Genomic DNA, 18,217 nt, shown 5'->3' with positions numbered 1-18,217 from the left:
CGGAACACTACCGATCTGCCAACTCCACGCCCGGAACCCTGTTTTCTCCTCCTCGCTCCGCTCGGGTTGAACGGTTTTTACAAACCATTCAACCGGAGTCCGTATGACTGCGCGCCTGCTTCCGGTGCGTCCCGCCCTGCGCGCCCTATGATGCGGCTCATGACGAAGCGGCCCGCCGTGGGGGACAAGCAGGACAAGGGAAGTGACGTGCAGGCGATGTTCGCCAGCATCGCGCCCCGTTACGACCTTCTCAACCGCGTGCTGAGCCTCGGGGTGGATAAGGGCTGGCGGCGCGCGGCGGCCCTGGAGGCGCTGGCGCTGAGGCCTGCGCGGGTGCTGGACGTGGCGACCGGGACGGCGGATTTCGCGCTGGAACTCAAGACCCGCGCCCCGCAGGCCGAGGTGATCGGCAGTGACTTCGTGCCGCAGATGCTCGCCATCGGCCGCGAGAAGGCTGCCGCGCGGCGCATCGACATCCGCCTGGAGGAGGGGGACGCGCTGAACCTGCCGTACCCGGACGGGAGTTTCGATTCGATCACGTGTGCGTTCGGGTTCCGGAACTTCGCGGATTACGCGCGGGGCCTCGCGGAATTTCACCGGGTGCTCGCGCCGGGCGGGCGGGCCGTGATCCTGGAGTTCCCCCCGCCACGCCCGGGCCTGCTGGGGAGCCTGTTCCGCGTGTACTTCCAGCATGTGCTGCCGCGCATCGGTGGGCTGATCAGCGGGAACGCCTCGGCGTACACGTACCTGCCCGAGAGCGTGCTGGCCTTCCCGGAACCCGAACGACTGGCGCAACTGATGCGCGCCACGGGCTTCCGCACCCGGTACCGCCTGCTGACCTTCGGCATCGCCGCGATTCACGTGGGGGACAAGCTGCCGTAAGGCACATCTGCTCGACTCGCGCATGTGCGGCGGGCAGCATGGACCCATGCGAGGAATGTTGCGGGTGGCGGCCCTGTTGGTGGGCCTGTGGGGTGGCGGGGCGCAGGCGCAGGCCACCCCGTTCACGGTGGGTGTGGAGCGTGTCCCGGAGGGTCTGCGGGTCCACTGGCCGTCCGGGGGGGAGGTCGGGGTGCTGTCCTGCCGGGGTGCGACCCTGACCCTGCGCCGGGCAGGGGCCGGCACGACCAGTCCAGACCCACTGCGGGTGCTGTTTCTGGGTTCGCGGCTGATGTTCGGGAAGGTCACCCCGACCCTCGCCCCGGACGAGGTGCGCTTCACCTGCACGTCCGCCTCCCCGCTGCCGGACGTGCGGCTGGGCGTGGACGTGAGCCTGCGCTGGCGCTGACCTCCCCCGTATGGCTGTCAGGCCGGGACGGGCTCGCCGGGCTGATCCTCGTACTGGCGGGCCTGGAGGGCCCACAGGTCGGCGTACTCGCCGCCGCGCGCGAGGAGGGCGGCGTGGGTGCCGTCCTCGATGACCTGCCCGGCCTTCATGACGAGGACCCGGTCGGCCATCAGGACGCTGCCGAGGCGGTGCGTGACGAGCAGCGTGGTGCGGCCGCGTGCCAGGGCGGCGAAGGTGCCGAACACCTCGGCCTCGCTGCGGGGGTCGAGGGCGGCGGTGGGTTCGTCGAGGATCAGCACGCGGGCGCCTCTGTACAGGGCGCGGGCGGTGGCGAGTTTCTGCCACTGGCCGCCGGAGAGCTCCGCGCCGCCGAACGCCTGCCCCAGGCGGGTGTCGAGCGTGCGGGTGCCCGTCAGGACGGTGTTCAGGCCGCTGCCCTGCACGGCGGCGTTCAGGCGGGCGTCGTCCTGCGCCTGCCCCAGGAGGATGTTCTCGCGCAGCGTCCATTCGAAGCGGGCGAAGTCCTGGAAGATGGCGGCGACGCCTGCCCGCCAGTCGTTCAGGTCGAGGTCGCGCAGGTCGGTCTGCGCCGCGCCCGTGCCGATCAGGATGCGCCCGGAGGTGGGGTCGTAGTAGCGCAGCAGCAGTTTGATCAGGGTGCTCTTGCCCGCGCCGTTCTCGCCGACGATGGCGACGGTCTGTCCGGCGGGGATGGTCAGGGTCACGTCCCGCAGCGCGGGCGGCTGGTCGCGGTACGCGAAGCTGACGTTCTCCAGGGTGATCGTGCCGTCTGCGGGCGTGGGCTGGGGCCGGGCGGGGCTCTGCACGCCGCCGGGGGCGTTCAGGAACGCGTCCAGCTTGGCGAACCAGCTCAGGTGCTGCGTGCCGATGCTGCCCATCTCGGCCAGGCCGCTCAGTTCCTGCCGCAGGGCCGCCAGGGCCGTGACGACCAGCGCCACGCTGCCCGCTCCGACCCGCCCGGCCTGCGCCTGCGCGACCACGAACGCGAACAGGCCCCCGGTGACCAGCAGGGACAGCGCCTCGAAGGGGAGCAGGGCCAGCAGGCCGCGCGTGCGCTGGGCGCGCAGGCTGTTCTGGTACGCGCGGGTGCGGGTCAGCGCCTCGCGTTGCAGGTGCGGGGCGAGGCCGTACAGGCGGACCTCCTTGGCGTACTCGTGCCGCAGCGCCACGCGGGACAGGTAGTTCACCTCGCGCGCCTCGGGGGTCTTCTGGATGAACAGGCTCCAGCCCAGCCGGTAGAACTGCATCTGCCGCGTCATCAGCGGCAGCAGGCCCGCCACGACCACCAGCGGCACCCACCACCCGACCAGCAGCAGCGTGGCCGCCACGCTGATCGCCGCCACGACGTTCCGCAGGGCGTACACCAGCGTGGACAGCAGGTTCAGCGGCCGGTGACTCGCGCCGCCCTGAAGGACCTCGATGTCGTCGTGAAACTGCGGGTCTTCCAGCACGTCCAGGCCCTGCAGTTCGGTCATGCGGCGCATCAGGCGCTGGTTCACGTGCAGGGTGTAGTGATCGGCGGCGACGCCCTGCATGACCTGCGTGACGGTCGCCGTGACCTGTGACAGCAGCGCTGCGCCCGCCCACGCGCCCGCCAGCGCCGGGAGGTTCACGCTCTGCCCGGCCAGCAGGCCGCTCACGCCGTCCACCGTCCACTTCCCGATCAATATGGTCACGGCGGGCAGCGCACCCTGCGCCGCGCCGCTCAGGAACAGGCCCGCCGTGACGAGCGGCTGGGCACGCCACAGGTCCGGCAGGGTCAGGCGCAGGGTGCGCCACAGGTCACGGGCAGGCAGGGAGGGCTGGGTCATGGGAGGCCCGCAGCGTACGGAAACGCACCTGGGGCGCGGGCCGCAGGTGCGCTTGACGTGGGAATCAATGACGCATGGATCAGTTCAGGGTCTTGATGTACGCGTGCAGGTCGGCGATCTGCGCGTCGCTGATCTGCGCCTCGGTGTAGCGGGGCATGGTCGTGGACAGTTCACGCTCGGGCGTCTTGCCTTCGCGCAGGGTGGTGGTGAACTGCGCCAGCGTCCAGCTCCTGGGCCCGTCGGCGGTCACGAGGCTGGGGCCGATGTTCCCCTGACCGTTCGCACCGTGGCACCCGGCGCAGTTCCCGGCGAACACCGTCTGCCCGGCCTCGGCGTTCCCGGCGGCCTCCTCCGCGCCGGTCTGGTCTTCACCCGCGCTGCCGGTCGTCTCGCCCGCAGGCGTCGCATCGCTGCCTTCACTCCTGCCGGCGTCGGCGGGGCCGTTCTCGTTGGCGTTGGCGGGCGCGGTGCTGGCAGGGGTCGCCTCGGCGGGTTTGCCCATCATCTGCGGCGTGGCGATCAGCAGGCCCACGCCCAGCACGACGCCCAGCGTGGCCCCCAGCGCCCAGGAGGCGGCGCTGCCCCGCACCCAGGGGTGGGCGGCCTGATTCCGCGTGGAGAGAGGGCCGGGCGGGCTGGAATCAGGTGCGTTCATGCGCGGAGCATACCGCCCGGTCAGCCGGGCAGAAATCCCGCGCTGCATGAGCAATCCTTCATGCAGCGCACGCCCTATAGCAGCGGCTGGGGCGGCGCGGCGCGGTCCTCGTCGGGCCACCACTGCCGCGTGGCGAGGTCGCAGCGGCCGTCCCGGAATTCCACGCCCTCGGCCATCAGGAGGCGTTCCTGCATGTCCCCGAAACCGACCTTGTGGGTGCTGACGCGGCCCTGCGCGTTGATGACCCGCTGCCACGGCAGATCTGATCCGCCGACCAGCGAGTTCAGCACGAACCCCGCCTGCCGCGCCGCGCCGGGATTCCCAGCCAGCAGGGCCAGTTGCCCGTAGGTCATGACGCGGCCCTCGGGAATGCGGGCCACCAGCGCCAGGACGCGCTCGCGGAAGCCGGGGGTGGGGTCGGTGGTCGTGCCGGGGCTGGTCATGCGGGCATTCTGGCAGGGGAGGGGGGCGGTGGGGTCGTCGGGTCAGCGTTTCGTGGCGGTGTGACGGCGGGTCAGCGTTTCGCGGCGGTGGCCGCGGTCTCGGTGGCCGTGCCGTCGGCGGTCACGCCACTGACGAGCGCCTCGCGGATGCCCTGCGCGATGCCCAGCGCCACGCGGTCCAGGTAGTTGCTGTCCTGCAGGTTCTGCCCGTCCACGGGGTGGCTGGCGAAGCCGATCTCGACCAGGGCGGCGGGGACGCGGCTGTTGCGCAGCACGCTCAGGGACTGGGTGTTCTTCAGGCCCTTGTCGAACGCGCCGGTCTGCTGCACCATCTGCGCCTGCAGCAGCGCGGCCAGGGCGCTGCTGCGCGCGTGGTTGGGGTTCCACCACGTCTCGATGCCGTAGCCGCGCAGGGCGGCGGAGGCGTCCAGGGCGTTCACGTGAATGCTGACGAACAGCGCGGTGCCGGGGGTGCCCAGCGCGGCGCGCAGTTGCAGGTCGGTGTTCTTCACGGGGTGCAGTTCGCGGTCGCTGTCGCGGGTCAGGACGACGTCCACGCCCGCGGCGCTCAGCAGGTCGCGGACGCGCAGCGCGACGTCCAGCGTGACCTGTTTCTCGATGACGGCGCCGACCGCGCCGGGGTCCTTCCCGCCGTGTCCGGGGTCGAGGACCACGCGGGGTTTCACGAGGCTGGTGCTCAGGGCCAGCAGCGCGGTGGGGCGCGCGGCGAACTGCGGCGCGACGGCCTGCACGGTGCGCTGGCTGGCGGTCAGGGGGGTGCGGTCGGCCAGTGCGGGGGACAGGTCGAGGACCAGCCGGGACAGGTCGCCCCCGGCGGGTGGGAGCAGTTGGGCGCGCCAGCCGCTGCGGTCGGTGGTGCGCGCGGCGGTGCTCAGGGTGACGGCGGCGCCCTGCGCGGTGGGGGTGACGGTCCAGCCGCGCAGTTCGGGGCTGACGCCCGTGGCCTGCTGCGCGGCGGCGGTGACGCCGTTCAGGACGATTTTCAGGCCGCTGGGGCCGGTCGTGATGCGGTAGCTGCTGCCCGGCGGGAGGTCCAGGACCACGCGGGTCTGGCCGGGGCTCTTGCCGATGCGGGGCGCGCCCAGCGGGGCGGGGCGGGCGGGGCCGGGGACGCTGCCCTGCAGGGCGCTGGGCTGCGCGGGGTTGGCGTCCGGCAGGGTGGGGGCGGGCAGGGGGACGCTGCGGCTGACCTGATCGCCGGGGGGGAGGCTGCCGGGCAGCGGGGCGTTCAGGACGCTCTGCGCGGCGGGGGTGGTGGGGGCGCTGGTGAGGACCTGGCCGCGCACGCTGCTCAGGGCGCCGCCGCTGATGCCGGGGCCGAATTCGAGGATCAGGACGCGGCGGCCGGTGGCGAGGTTGGCCTCGCTGGCGCGCCAGCCGTCGCCAGGGGCCAGCGGGTAGGGGGTGATCAGCGTGACCTGTCCGGCTCCGGCGCGGTACTCGCTGACGCTGACGCCGAGTTTCGCGGTGATGCCGGGCTGCACGCGCGCGCCCTGCACGTCCACGCGCAGTCCGGTGAAGGTGGGGGTCAGGGTGTAGCTGAGCGCAGCGGGCAGGTCGAACACGACGCGGGTGACGCTGCCCTGGTTGCTCACGCGGGGGCTGCCGAAGGTGGCGCCGTCGGGCGTGGCGGGTGCCGGGGTCAGCGGCGCGAGGCTGGGGAGGTTGACGCCGGGGGCGCCGGGCGTGAAGGGGGTCGCGGTCTGGGCGTGGCTGACGGTCGCGACCGTGAACAGCAGGCCAGATGAGAGCAGGATGGCTGTTCGCTTCATGTGTCTTTTACTGTACGGGAGGCCAGTGAGAACTCCGGGCTGCGGCTCATGGGGGTGTCGTCAGCCAAAAGAGTGACTGGTGCGTCGTTTTTCCCGGTGTGTCTCATGATCGCTGCCGCCGGGTGCGTGGAATCATGAGGGGCTGTGAGGTTTCCGGCGTGCTGGCGCGGGGAAAGTCGGGGGAGTGTGACCTTGTTACGATGCTTTATTTAACAAAGCATAGTAGAATAGAGAGCATGACTGCCTCCTTCACCCCCTCCAGCCCCGACCGGCTCCGCGTGGACATCTGGTCCGACGTCGCCTGCCCCTGGTGCTACGTCGGCAAACGCCGCTTCGAGCAGGCCCTCACCCAGTTCCCGCACCGCGATCAGGTCGAGGTCGTCTGGCACTCCTTCGAACTCGACCCCGGCATGCCCGCCGAACACCCCCAGAACATGCGCGACGCCCTCGCCAGGAAGTACGGCCGCAGCGCGCAGGACGCCCAGGGCATGATGGACCACATGACCGGCGTGGCCGCCACCGAGGGCCTGGACTACCACTTCGACCGCGCCCGCCTGGGCAACACCTTCTCCGCGCACCAGCTGATCCACCACGCCGCCGCGCACGGCCTGCAGGACGCCATGAAGGAACGCCTCCTGCGCGCCTACATGAGCGAGGGTGCGCTCATCAGCGACCTGGACACCCTGGTCCGCCTGGCCCAGGAGGTCGGCCTGGACGGCACCGAAGCCCGCGCGGCCCTGCTGAGCGGCCGCCACGCCCACGCCGTCCGCCAGGACGAGGCACAGGCCCAGGCGCTGGGCATCAGCGGCGTGCCGTTCTTCGTGCTGGGCGGCAAGTACGGCATCAACGGTGCGCAGGACCCCCAGACCCTGCTGGGCGCGCTGAACCAGGTGTGGGAGGAAACCCACCCCGCGCCCCTCCAGATGCTCGGCACCGACACCCCCGCCGACGGCTGCGAGGACGGCCAGTGCGCCGTCCCCGAACGCGCCTGACCCAGGAACGCAGACGCCCCCGGCGCACAGGTCCGGGGGCATCGTTCGCGTGAAGTTCAGGCCGGGTCGGGCGTCAGCTGCCCGCTGGGCGCCGGGCCGTCCTCGGGCCGCCCGCCCAGGTCCACGGGCGGCAGGGTGCCCCCGGCCAGCACGGTCTGCAACTCCTCGCCGCTGAGGCTCTCGCGGGCGACCAGCTCGTCGGTCAGGCGGTGCAGGATGTGCGCGTGCTCGGTCAGCAGGGTCAGCGCCCGCTCGAACTGCCCGTTCAGGATGCGGCTGACCTCCGCGTCGATCCGCTGCGCGGTGTGGTCGCTGTACACGCCCTGCTGCGGTCCGAAGCCCAGGTAACTGCCGCTCTCCTGCGCCAGCGCCAGCTGCCCCACCTCGCTCATGCCCCACTCGGTCACCATGCGCCGCGCCAGCCCGGTCGCCTGCTGGAAGTCGTTCGCGGCGCCCGTCGTGACCTGCCCGGTGGCGACCTGCTCGGCGGCGTGCCCGGCCAGCGCCACGCAGATGCGGTCCAGCAGCGCCGCCCGCGTGTAGTGCATGCGGTCCTCCGGGGTGTACAGCGCGCTGCCCAGGCTGCGTCCGCGCGGCACAACCGTCAGCTTGTGCGCCTTGTCCGCGTGCGGCAGGAGCTGGGCGGCAAGGGCGTGGCCGACCTCGTGGTAGGCGGTGACCTTCCGGTCGGCCTCGCGCACGACCATGCTGCGCCGCTCCGGGCCCATCAGCACGCGGTCGCGCGCCTCGTCCACGTCCCGGCCCGTGATCCGGGTGCGCCCGGACCGCGCGGCGAGGAGTGCGGCCTCGTTCAGGAGGTTTTCGAGGTCCGCGCCGACCATCCCGGCGGTGCGCCGGGCGATCACGCTCAGGTCCACGCTCGGATCCAGGGGCTTCTTGCGCGCGTGGATGCGCAGGATCATCTCCCGCCCCCGCACGTCGGGGGCGTCCACGACGACCTGCCGGTCGAAGCGTCCCGGGCGCAGCAGCGCGGCGTCGAGGACGTCGGGGCGGTTGGTGGCGGCCAGGATGATGACCTCCTGCCCGGAGGAGAAGCCGTCCATCTCGACGAGGAGCTGATTTAAAGTCTGTTCGCGTTCGTCGTTGCCGCCCTGCATGTTGACGCCGCGTTTGCGGCCGACGGCGTCGATCTCGTCGATGAAGACGATGCAGGGGGCACTCTTGCGGGCCTGTTCGAAGAGGTCGCGGACGCGGGCGGCGCCGACGCCGACGAACATCTCGACGAAGTCGCTGCCCGAAATGCTGAAGTAGGGGACGCGGGCTTCACCCGCGACGGCTTTGGCCAGGAGGGTCTTGCCGCTGCCAGGAGGGCCGACGAGGAGCACGCCGTGGGGGATGCGGGCGCCGAGCTGGTGGTAGCGGTCGGGGTGACGGAGGAAGTCGACGACTTCCTGGAGGTCGGCCTTGGCCTCGTCGCAGCCGGCGACGTCGCCGAAGGTGAGTTTGATCTGCCCTTCGCTGATCACCGCCGCCCGTGACCGCCCGAAGGTGCTCGCTGCGTCCGTTCCACCCCCCTGACGGCTGCGCAGCAGCAGCACGATCAACCCCACGATCAGCGCCAGAGTCAACAGGAGGCTCAGGGCGCCCAGCACGCTCAGGCGGGGCGGCGCGCCGTACGACACGTTCACGCCCCGCGCCTGCAGCGATTCCAGGTTCAGCAGCGGGTCCGCCGCGAGGGTCCGCGTGCGGTACGGCCCGCTGTCCAGCGCGCCCGTCACGACCGCCGTGCCGTTCTGGAACGTGATCGTCGCGGTTCTCACCTGCCCGCCGTCCAGCGCCCGCGCGAACGCCGTCACGTCCAGCTCGCCGCTCTGCGCGCGCGGCCACAGCACCCACGCCAGCAGGAGGACCAGCACCGCCCCCCCGGCCACCCACAGCCACGCTCCGCGCTTCATGCCACAGTCTAAGCCGCCCACTCTGGCCGCAACTGCAACGCACCCCCCACCCCACCCCGGCAGGGGGCCGCACTTCACGCACTCCTGAGAAACACCCCGGCGGGGCAGACGTCCGTCAGGTTCAGACGGCATACTCTACCGATGCTGTCCGCCCGCCCGCACTCCAATCCCTCGCGCCGCCACCGTTTCCGAACGGCGCTGCTCGGCACCCTGAGCCTGCTCACGCCGCCCCTGACGGGCGGCGCATCCCTGCTGCTGCTGACCGCACCCGCCGCGCGCGCCGCGCAACCCGGCCTGGGCAGCGTCCAGCTGACCTTCAGCGTCGACTCGGCCGACCTGTACGTGAACGGCGCGCCCCAGCGCTGGCAGAACCCGCCGCGCAACATCGCCGGGCGCACCATGCTCCCGCTGCGCGAGGCCGCCGCGCTGCTCGGGCAGCCCCTGCAGACCAGCGGCACCCAGGTGCAGCTCGCCCGGCTGAGCCTCGACACCCGCCGCAACACCGCCACCCTGAACGGCAGCGCGCAGCCCACCGGGACCGTCGCCAGCGTCGGGCTGGTCACGTACGTCAGTGCCCGCGCCCTGGCCGACGCCCTGAACGGCAACCTGTCCGGCGACGACCGCACCTTCACCCTGACCGCCCTGCGCGACGGCGGGAACCCCATGAGCCCCCAGGCGCGCTTCAGCACCGACAAGAACACCTACGCGCCCGGCGAACGCGTCGTGTACACCGAGTACCCCTTCGACCCGGACGGCGCGGACATCACCGCCCGCCGCTGGACCGGCCGTCAGGACGCGTACTTCCAGCCCGGCACGTACACCGTCACGCTGACCGTCACGAACAGCCGCGGCCTCCAGAGCCAGCCGTTCACCCGCACCATCCGCGTCGAGGGGCAACCCATCGACACGCCCCTCACGTACGCCCTGAAGTACGCGCAGCCCGGCGACGCCTTCCCCGACCCGCAGATCCTGACCTACCCCGCCGCGCTGATCAGCCCGCAGGCCAGCCCCAGCTACCCGCTGCTGTTCAGCGACAGCCCCGAAATTCCCGACCAGAGCGGCGTCCTGTACCAGGACAGCGTGACCGGTCGCGCCCGCCTGCTCGGGTACCACCTGAACGGGCTGGGCCGCGCCGCGCGGCTGTACGTCGTCGCGCGCAACCTCGAGAGCCGACCCGTCGAGGTCCGCAGCGAACGCCTCGGCGAGACCGCCCCCACCCGCATCGAGAGCATCCTGGGGCAGGTGACGCTGCTGGAGTACTTCGCGTCCACCGGCGGCACCACCCTGACCCTCGCGCCCGGCCAGTCGGCCGCCGTGTACGCCAGCCCCACCCTGAGCGCGGGCAGTGGCGTGAACGTCATGCAGGACCTCAGCACCAGCGGCCGGGTCGAACTGACGTTCGTGATGCTCGACGACACCCTGCCGCCCACCCCGCAGGTCATCCAGCAACTGCCGTACCTGAAACCCGACGGGCGCCACACGCGCGGCACCTTCCCCGACGCCGTCCGCACCCTGCGCGTCACGCTGGGCGCCCTGCCCACCCGCCTGATCATCGGGGACGGCCGCGTGGACCCCGCCGTGACCGGCACCGACGTCCTGACCGGCCAGCCCGTGCGCCTGAGCGGCAACTACGGCGTGCTGTACGACCTGGAAGTCAACGGCGCCGCCGGGACCGCCGTGGCCCTCAGCCCCCGTGGCGGCCTGTACCGGGGCGCCATGAACATTCAGGACGGCCCGATCACGCAGACCATCAAACTGCCCCGCAGCGGCAACGCCCTGAAACCCGACGAGCCCGTGCTGCTGTGGCGCCCCCAGAGCGACCGTCTGAACATCGATTTCGTGCCCAGCAGCGGCAGCAACCTGCCCATCAGCCTGATCTTCTACCGCGCGGGCCGCGCCGGAGCGGAAGGCGGCGTCATCAAGACCTACCGCCCCTGACGCGGCCGGGAGGTGTCGGCCACTCCCGCCGGGCTGCCCCGGTCCCGGCAGGCGGGCGCTACACTGCCCGCTCGTGAAGCGCCTGCCCATCCCGACCCTGATCCTGCCTGTCCTCCTCGTGCCTGCCCTGAGTGCCTGCGCGCCCGGCCTGAGCGGCCCCGCCGTGACCGACCCGATCTTCGTTCCGGGTCAGGAATGGAAGGTGTCGCTGTCGGACACCATCTCGGCCGGGAAGGTGCCGGAAGTGGTGCCGCCCCGTGACTTCTGGACGAAGAGCACCGCGCTGTACACGAAAACCGAGTCGGTCCCGAACCTGCTCAGCATGACCTACACCTTCCAGTACAGCCCGGCCGGGAAGACCCCGGAATTCATCTCGTTTCAGTGGCGCGGGTCGGTGGGACGCGCGGACTACGGGTACGTCTGCGTGGTCCGCACCGAGGGGAAGGTCGCCGTGGGACAGGTGCTGACCGGTGTCACCGTGACCGGGCAGTCGAACAGCAACCTGCTGGACCGCTTCGAGATCCGCGAGTACCTGCAGACCGGCGCGCTCAGGAAAGAAGACACCTGCACCATGCAGCGCGTGAAGTGAAGGTGCGCCGCGCCCCTGACGTGAGGCGAGGGCCGTGACGTGAACCCGGTCGGGGACGGCGCAACTGCCACTGCGCTGCCCGCAGGATGAGGCTAAGCTGTGAGTCGTATGAAGCTTCCCGCCGGGTCATCTGCGTCTGCGTCGTCTGCGCTGCTGGCGCTGCCCCTGACGCTGGGGTTGACCGCCTGCCCCTTCACGCCGGACCCCACGCCATCGTCCCCGGTGACGACCTGCACCCTGACGGCCACCGACTGGGCGCGGATCGAATCACCCGGTCACTCCGCCGCGCGGCAGTGGAACGAACTGGCCCTGCACGGCATCCGCAGCGTCCTGCCGTCCCCCACCGCGCACGCCCGGACGCTGTACCACCTGTCCGCCGCGACGTTCGACACCTGGGCCGCCTCGCAGCCCGGCGCGACCGGCGTGTTCAGCCGCGAGAAACTGAACCTGACGCCGCAGCAGACCGAGGTAGCGCTGAACCACGCGGCGTTCCGCGTCCTGACGGCCCGCTTCGGGCGGGTCGTGCCGGGACTGGCCCGCTGCTTCGAGCAGCACATGACGCACCTGGGCCTGAACCCCGCCGACACCGCCACCACCGGCGCGGCCCCCGCCGCGTTCGGCAACCGCGTCGCGCAGACCGTGCTGGACGCCGCCCGCACCGACGGCGCGAACGAGACCGGCGCGTACGCCGACACCAGCGCCTACGCGTACCTGAACGACCCGCTGCGGCCCGAACTGCGGGGCGTCACCGTCCGCGACCCCGACCACTGGCAGCGGCTGCTGCTGGCGCAGCCGTTCACGCAGAACGGCATCCCGCAGGACGGACCGCAGGTGTTCATGGGTGCCCACTGGGGCGCCGTGACCCCCTTCGCAACGGCGCCCGCGCAGCTGCCCGACCCCGGCGCGGCCCCCAGCGTCCGCGACCCGCGCCTGCGCGGCTGGATCGTGGACGTGCTGCGCCGCCAGAGTGAACTCGACCCGCAGGACCCCGCGACCGTGGACCTGTCCCCCGGCGCGACCGGGAACAACACCCTGGGCCACAACGACGGGCGCGGGCACACCCTGAACCCCGCGACCGGGCAGCCCTACGCGCCGAACCTCACCCGGCGCGCCGACTACGGCCGCGTGATCGCCGAGTACTGGGCGGACGGCCCACGCGCCGAGACGCCCCCCGGCCACTGGAACGTCATCGCGAACAGCGTCGCGGACGACCCACGCTTCCAGCGTCGCCTGGGCGGTAGCGGCCCCGAACTGAGCCGCCTGGACTGGGACGTGAAGACGTACCTCGCACTGAACGGCGCGCTGCACGACGCCGCGATCGCCGCGTGGAGCATCAAGCGCCGCACCGACGGCCCCCGGCCCATCACGCTCGTGCGGTACCTCGCGCAGACCGGCACCCTGACCCCGGAACCGGACCTGATCCGCGAGGACGGCGACCTGACCCTGGTGCGCGGCTGGCAGCCCGGACGGGGCGTCACCTGGGAGGACGCCCGCACCTGGGTGCCGTTCCAGCTGTCCACGTTCGTCACACCCGCCTTCCCGGGCTTCATCTCCGGGCATTCCACGTTCAGCCGCGCCGCCGCCGAGGTCCTCACCGACCTGACCGGCAGCGCGTACTTCCCCGGCGGTCTGCGCGAGGAACGGATTCCCGCCGGGCACATCGGCCTGGACCGCACCCCCACGACCGGGGACGTGCGCCTGCAGTGGGCGACGTACCGCGACGCGGCCGATCAGGCCGGGCAGTCCCGCATCTGGGGCGGCATTCACCTGGAACCCGACGACCTGGCCGGGCGGGTGATCGGGGAACGCGTGGGCCTGAACGCCGTCGCGCTGGCCCGCACGCACTTCGGCCCCTAACCTGCCAGCCCGTCACCCGGTCAGCCCCGGTCGGTCAGCCGGGGTGCGCGGCCAGCCAGTCCAGCACGTCCTGCGCGCTGCGGTCCGGCGGGAACACCGGATAGAACACCTGCTCGATCACGCCGTCCCGCACGATCAGCGTCACGCGCCGCAGCAGGTCCTCGCCGCCCGCGTGGAAGGTCGGCAGGCGCAGGGCGCCGCGCACCGCGCCCGCCACGTCGGACAGCAGCGGGAACGGCAGGTGCAGCCGCCCCGCCGCCTCCCGCTGGTACGCCGTGTCCTGCACGCTCAGGCCGAACACCCGCGCGCCCGCCGCCCGCAGCTCCGCGTGATGATCCCGGAACGCGCACGACTGCGGGGTGCAGCCCCTCGCGCCAGGAATCACGTCCCAGTCCTCCAGCATAGCCTGATCCGGCCGCGCCGTCTTCGGGTACGCGTACACCACCGTCCGCCCCGGCAGGACCGACAGGTCATGGGCCGCGCCGTCCGTGCCGGGCAGCGCCTGCGCGGGCCAGCGCAGGCCGGGCAGGTGCGCGCACGCCCCGTCATCAGTGGGGACGGGCAGGTCAGCCGGGAGGACATGCGGGTCGGTCATGCCCGGCAGGATAGCGGGCGGGTCCCGTCGGCGCCGGTCAGGGGTTCAGGGCGGCGACGGCGAACGCGACGCTGAACTGGTCGCACCACAGGACCACGTTGGTGTACCCGTCCACGTTCACGCCGTCCGGGACGGTCAGGGTGCGGCTGGTGACACTGGTCTCGATGGTCCCCAGGTCCACGTAGTTCGCGTCGCGCAGCGCCGGCGTGTCGGTGACCGGCCCGGCGGGCAGCAGCCAGACGTGCAGGTCCGGGGCGGGCTCGGTCTTCAGGTCGGTGATCGTGACGGTCACGCGGCCCGCCGCGTCGTGGCCCAGGCGGACGCTGCCGCTGGTGGGGGCGTGCAGCGCGCGGAACGTGCCGCTCAGCGCGGCCTTCATCATCGCCTCGCCTTTCATCATGCTGTCGCCGCTCACGCTGCCGCCACTCATGGTGTCTTTGGTCATGGCGCCTGCGGTCATCTCGGGTCCGCCGCTCATGGCGTGGGTGCCCTGCATGTCGTGGGTGCCCTGCATGGTGGCGCGGCAGCCGGTCAGGGTGATCAGGGCGGTCAGCAGCAGGGGCGCGGTGCGGGTCAGGGTCATGTCGGTTCTCCTTGTGGGCAGGTGGGGCGGGCGAGAGGGGGAGGGCCGGGTCAGGGGGCGCCGAGGGTGAAGTTCACGGTGACGCTGGTCGTCTGGTCGGCGCCGCGCACGTTCACGCCGTACTCCTGCGGGCGCAGCGTGAACGCGGAACGGACGTTCAGCCGCTCGCCGCTGCGGGTCAGGGTGACGGGGGCACGCAGGGGCCGCGTGACGCCGTTCAGCGTGAAGCTGCCGCTGGCGTCGCCCGTGACGGTCTGCCCGGCGGTGATCCGGGTGGGGCCGTCGAAGCGGTTCAGGGTGAACGTCGCGGTGGGGTGCTCGGCCGCGCCGAGGGCCTCGCGGGCGTGCTGGTCGCGCAGCGCGATGCCGGTCTTCAGTGATCCGAGGTCCACGCGGACGGTCGCGCGGGTGGCCTGCAGGTCCGTGAAGTCCAGGGTGCCGCTGCTGCTCAGGGCGTTGACGCTGCCCGTGACGGGGATCAGCGTGACGCGGTAAGCGAACGTGACGCTGGCGTCCGAGGCGCGCACGGCGCCCTGCGCTCCGGCCAGCAGCGTGGCACTCAGCAGTGTGGCACTCAGCAGTGTGGCGCTCAGCAGCGCGGGCCGGGTCCAGTGGGGTGGGGCGCGGCGGGGCAACAGGGCCGCCGCACTGGCCGCCGGGCGGCCAATGACTGATCGGTTCACAGGGGTCCTCCTGGGCGGGTACGCCCGGACGTGGGGTGGCTCGGGCCGGGTGGTCCCTCGCTGCCTGTGATACGGCCCCTGGGTTCCGGAAGGTTCAATCATCCGGACTCCGGTTGAAAGGTTTGCAAAATCTTTCAACCCGAGCGGATGCGAGAAGGAGCGAAACGGGTTCCGGTCGTGGAGTTGGCAACCCGGTGTGGTTCCGGATTGTCAGCGAAACAAACGGAGTCCGTATCAGAAGTCGCCCCCACCTGCTTCACGCGGGTGGGGGCGACCGGAATGCTGGGGGTTACGCGCCGACGAGCGCTTTTTCCCAGCCGAAGACGGCCTGGTCGTCCACGGCGAGGCTCTCGTTCCCGGCCTTGATGGTCGCGGCGAGGGTCTTGGTTTCGGGGAACAGCTTGGCGAAGTAGAACTTCGCGGTCTGCACCTTGCTGAGGTAGAAGCCGTCCTTGTCCTGCCCGGCGTCGATCCTGTCCTGGGCGACCTTGGCCATGCGGGCCCACAGGTAGCCGTACACGACGTGCCCGAAGTAGCGCAGGTAGTCGACGGCGGCGGCGTTGACCTCGTCGGCTCCGCCTTCCTGCATGGCTTTCTGGCCGATGACCATGGTCAGGCTGCCGAGCTGCTGCGCGGCCTTGCCGAGCTGGTTGACGTAGTCGCCGATGTGCTCGTCGCCTTCGTGTTCCTCGGCGAATTCCTGGAGGGTCGCGGCGAGTTTCTGGAGTTTCTTGCCGCCGTCCATCAGGACCTTGCGGCCCAGCAGGTCGAGGGCCTGGATGCCGTTGGTGCCTTCGTAGATCTGGCCGATGCGGGCGTCACGGACGAACTGCTCCATGCCCCATTCCTTGATGAAGCCGTGGCCGCCGTACACCTGCTGGCTCTGCACGGCGATGTTGAAGCCGTTGTCGGTCATGAAGGCCTTGGCGATGGGGGTGAGCAGCGCGACGAGGTCGGCGGCTTCCTTGCGGGCCTTCTCGTCGGTGTGGTGGTGTTCCACGTCGAGGCTCAGGGCCAGCCACATGGCCAGGGCGCGGCCGGCTTCGGTGTAGGCCTTGCCGGTCAGGAGCATGCGGCGCACGTCGGGGTGCACGATGATCGGGTCGGCCTGCTCGCCGGGGTTCACGCGGGGCTCGTGGCGCATCTGGGTGCGGTCCTTGGCGTAGGTCAGGGCGTTCTGGTACGCGACTTCCCCGAGGCCGAGGCCCTGCAGGCCGGTGCCGAGGCGGGCGGCGTTCATCATGATGAACATGTGGTTCATGCCCTTGTTGATCTCGCCGACCAGCCAGCCCTTGGCCTGATCGAAGTTCAGCACGGCGGTGGCGTTGCCGTTGATGCCCATCTTGTGTTCGAGGCTGCCGCAGATCACGCCGTTGCGCTCGCCGGGTTTGCCGTCAGCGGTGGGGATGTACTTGGGAACCAGGAACAGGCTGATGCCCTTGGTGCCCTGGGGGCTGCCGTCCAGGCGGGCCAGCACGAGGTGCAGGATGTTGTCGGCCATGTCGTGCTCGCCGGCGCTGATGAAGATCTTCGTGCCGGTGATGGCGTAGGTGCCGTCGCCGTTGTCGCTGGCCTTGGTGCGGATGATGCCCAGGTCGGTCCCGGCGTGGGGTTCGGTGAGGCACATGGTGCCGGTCCACTCGCCGCTGACCAGTTTGGGGAGGTACAGGTCCTTGAGTTCCTGGCTGCCGACGGCGTGCAGGGCGCTGTACGCACCGTGCGAGAGGCCGGGGTACATGCTCCAGGCGACGTTGGCGCTGTTCATCAGTTCGACGAGCACGTTGCTGATCAGGTGGGGCATGCCCTGGCCGCCGTAGGCGGGGTCGGCGTCCAGCGCGGGCCAGCCGGCGTCACGGTACTTCTTGTACGCCGCCTTGAAGCCGGTGGGGGTGGTGACCTCGCCGTCGTCGTGGCGGACGCAGCCTTCGCGGTCGCCGACGACGTTCAGGGGAACCAGTTCGGTTTCCACGAAGCGGGCGGCCTCGTCGAGCACCTGTTCCAGGAGGTCCTGGTCGGCGGTCTCGTTCTGGGCGTAGTAGGGCATCTTCCCGAGCTGCTCGGGAGCGCCGAGGAGTTCGTTCATCAGGAACTTGATGTCGCGCAGGGGGGCCTTGTAGGTGGGCATTCTGTGTCCTCCTTGGTGGGGGTTCGTCCGCTGGTGGACACAACCCGGCACTGTTAGTTGAACCGAGTATAAAACTTCCGGGGGCGAATGTCATGTGTGCCCCATCTCCATTCCACTCCATTCCGCCGCTGCACCCCCGCCACCTGGGGGGCCGCAGCGGCGCGTGCCGCCCCCACGCGACATTTCGGGTATGGTGTGAAGAATCATGAACTACCCAAGCCTGGTCTGGCACCTCAAGCGAACGGAGCTCTTCGCCGACCTTGAACTTGCCGAACTGGAACGGGTCGCGGCCACCACGCCCTACCGCTCCTACCAGCCCGGCGAGGTCATCTACCGCATGGACGACCCCGCCGACGCCCTGTACTTCGTGCGCAGCGGCCTCGTCAAGATCAGCAAACTCTTCCCGAACGGCAAGGAAGCCATCCTGGGCGTCATCGGGCAGCACGACACCTTCGGCGAGCTGCTGCTGCAACCCGAGGAGCGCCGCCCCACCCAGGCCGAGGCCCTGGAACGCACCACCCTGATCGTCCTGCCCCGCGTGGAACTGCAGAAACTCCTGGCGACCAAGCCCGAACTGGCCATGAAACTCATCCGCCTGATGGCCGCCCGCCTGTTCGAGGCGCAGTCCTGGACCGCCACCGTCAGCGCCTACAGCGCCCCCGAACGCGTCGCCAGCCTGCTGTACCGCCTCGCACGGGAATTCGGCCGCCCGCACAACCAGGGCGTCGAACTGAACCTGAAACTGAACCAGGAAGACATCGCGCGCATGGTCGGCGCCACCCGCGAGACCGTCAGCCACAGCCTGGGCAAACTGAAGCAGGAAGGCGCGATCGTCCGCGCCCGCACGCCCATCATCGTGCGCATGGACGCCCTGAAGCAGTACATCGAACAGGGCAACTGAGCCGGGTTCGCCCGCCGCAGCTGCGCC

General features: G+C 71.1%; 16 protein-coding genes. 7 read left to right on the top strand and 9 right to left on the bottom strand.

Annotated elements, in window-relative coordinates; translation table 11 throughout:
- Nucleotides 1–159 precede the first annotated feature (159 nt).
- Nucleotides 160–882 (top strand): bifunctional demethylmenaquinone methyltransferase/2-methoxy-6-polyprenyl-1,4-benzoquinol methylase UbiE, encoded by a 723-nt coding sequence (gene ubiE, locus EXW95_RS10175; RefSeq protein ID WP_174367369.1) that lies wholly within the window; start codon nt 160–162, stop codon nt 880–882.
- Between the two features lie 46 nt (nt 883–928).
- A complete protein-coding gene (locus tag EXW95_RS10170; RefSeq protein WP_174367368.1) occupies nt 929–1,288 on the top strand; it encodes a hypothetical protein in 360 nt (119 codons plus the stop codon).
- Nucleotides 1,289–1,305: 17 nt separating this feature from the next.
- On the opposite strand, the gene EXW95_RS10165 is transcribed toward EXW95_RS10170, so the two are convergent.
- The 4 genes from EXW95_RS10165 to EXW95_RS10150 form a co-directional block, all read right to left on the bottom strand.
- The gene (locus EXW95_RS10165) at nt 1,306–3,120 is read right to left on the bottom strand and encodes an ABC transporter ATP-binding protein (protein WP_174367367.1); all 1,815 of its coding nucleotides are present in this window, start codon (nt 3,118–3,120) and stop codon (nt 1,306–1,308) included.
- Between the two features lie 79 nt (nt 3,121–3,199).
- Nucleotides 3,200–3,775: a cytochrome c gene (locus EXW95_RS10160; RefSeq protein WP_174367366.1), complete on the bottom strand. Its 576-nt coding sequence runs from the start codon at nt 3,773–3,775 to the stop codon at nt 3,200–3,202.
- A gap of 74 nt (nt 3,776–3,849) precedes the next feature.
- The gene (locus EXW95_RS10155; protein WP_174367365.1) at nt 3,850–4,218 is read right to left on the bottom strand and encodes an MGMT family protein; all 369 of its coding nucleotides are present in this window, start codon (nt 4,216–4,218) and stop codon (nt 3,850–3,852) included.
- 71 nt (nt 4,219–4,289) lie between these two features.
- Nucleotides 4,290–6,011 carry an N-acetylmuramoyl-L-alanine amidase gene (locus tag EXW95_RS10150; RefSeq protein ID WP_174367364.1) on the bottom strand — a complete coding sequence of 574 codons (1,722 nt, stop codon included), beginning with the start codon at nt 6,009–6,011 and terminating at the stop codon, nt 4,290–4,292.
- A 236-nt stretch (nt 6,012–6,247) separates the two neighbouring features.
- Between EXW95_RS10150 and EXW95_RS10145 the strand changes: the two genes are divergently transcribed.
- Complete coding sequence (locus tag EXW95_RS10145; protein ID WP_174367363.1) at nt 6,248–7,003, top strand: DsbA family oxidoreductase; 756 nt, start codon at nt 6,248–6,250, stop codon at nt 7,001–7,003.
- A gap of 56 nt (nt 7,004–7,059) precedes the next feature.
- On the opposite strand, the gene ftsH is transcribed toward EXW95_RS10145, so the two are convergent.
- Entirely contained in the window at nt 7,060–8,919 is a 1,860-nt protein-coding gene (gene ftsH, locus EXW95_RS10140; RefSeq protein WP_174367362.1) for an ATP-dependent zinc metalloprotease FtsH, read from the bottom strand.
- Between the two features lie 141 nt (nt 8,920–9,060).
- Here ftsH and EXW95_RS10135 point away from each other — a divergent pair, with 141 nt between their 5' ends.
- From EXW95_RS10135 to EXW95_RS10125, 3 genes are all read left to right on the top strand, one after another.
- Entirely contained in the window at nt 9,061–10,857 is a 1,797-nt protein-coding gene (locus EXW95_RS10135) for a stalk domain-containing protein (protein WP_254605583.1), read from the top strand.
- A gap of 73 nt (nt 10,858–10,930) precedes the next feature.
- Nucleotides 10,931–11,446, top strand: a complete 516-nt coding sequence (locus EXW95_RS10130) for a hypothetical protein (RefSeq protein ID WP_174367361.1) — start codon at nt 10,931–10,933, stop codon at nt 11,444–11,446.
- Nucleotides 11,447–11,554: 108 nt separating this feature from the next.
- Nucleotides 11,555–13,303, top strand: coding sequence for a vanadium-dependent haloperoxidase (locus tag EXW95_RS10125; protein ID WP_174367360.1), 1,749 nt, complete (start codon nt 11,555–11,557; stop codon nt 13,301–13,303).
- 34 nt (nt 13,304–13,337) lie between these two features.
- On the opposite strand, the gene EXW95_RS10120 is transcribed toward EXW95_RS10125, so the two are convergent.
- From EXW95_RS10120 to EXW95_RS10105, 4 genes are all read right to left on the bottom strand, one after another.
- Nucleotides 13,338–13,898 (bottom strand): peroxiredoxin, encoded by a 561-nt coding sequence (locus EXW95_RS10120; RefSeq protein WP_174367359.1) that lies wholly within the window; start codon nt 13,896–13,898, stop codon nt 13,338–13,340.
- Nucleotides 13,899–13,935: 37 nt separating this feature from the next.
- Nucleotides 13,936–14,481, bottom strand: coding sequence for a DM13 domain-containing protein (locus EXW95_RS10115; protein WP_174367358.1), 546 nt, complete (start codon nt 14,479–14,481; stop codon nt 13,936–13,938).
- Nucleotides 14,482–14,531: 50 nt separating this feature from the next.
- Entirely contained in the window at nt 14,532–15,164 is a 633-nt protein-coding gene (locus EXW95_RS10110) for a YceI family protein (protein WP_174367357.1), read from the bottom strand.
- A gap of 289 nt (nt 15,165–15,453) precedes the next feature.
- Nucleotides 15,454–17,289, bottom strand: a complete 1,836-nt coding sequence (locus EXW95_RS10105; protein ID WP_174367356.1) for an acyl-CoA dehydrogenase C-terminal domain-containing protein — start codon at nt 17,287–17,289, stop codon at nt 15,454–15,456.
- A 205-nt stretch (nt 17,290–17,494) separates the two neighbouring features.
- Here EXW95_RS10105 and EXW95_RS10100 point away from each other — a divergent pair, with 205 nt between their 5' ends.
- Entirely contained in the window at nt 17,495–18,190 is a 696-nt protein-coding gene (locus EXW95_RS10100) for a Crp/Fnr family transcriptional regulator (RefSeq protein ID WP_046843873.1), read from the top strand.
- Nucleotides 18,191–18,217 lie beyond the last annotated feature (27 nt).

The organism is Deinococcus sp. JMULE3, assembly GCF_013337115.1.
Lineage (GTDB): Bacteria > Deinococcota > Deinococci > Deinococcales > Deinococcaceae > Deinococcus.
The sequence above is the reverse complement of the archived record's forward strand: the minus strand, read 5'-3'. Positions and strand labels throughout refer to the sequence as shown.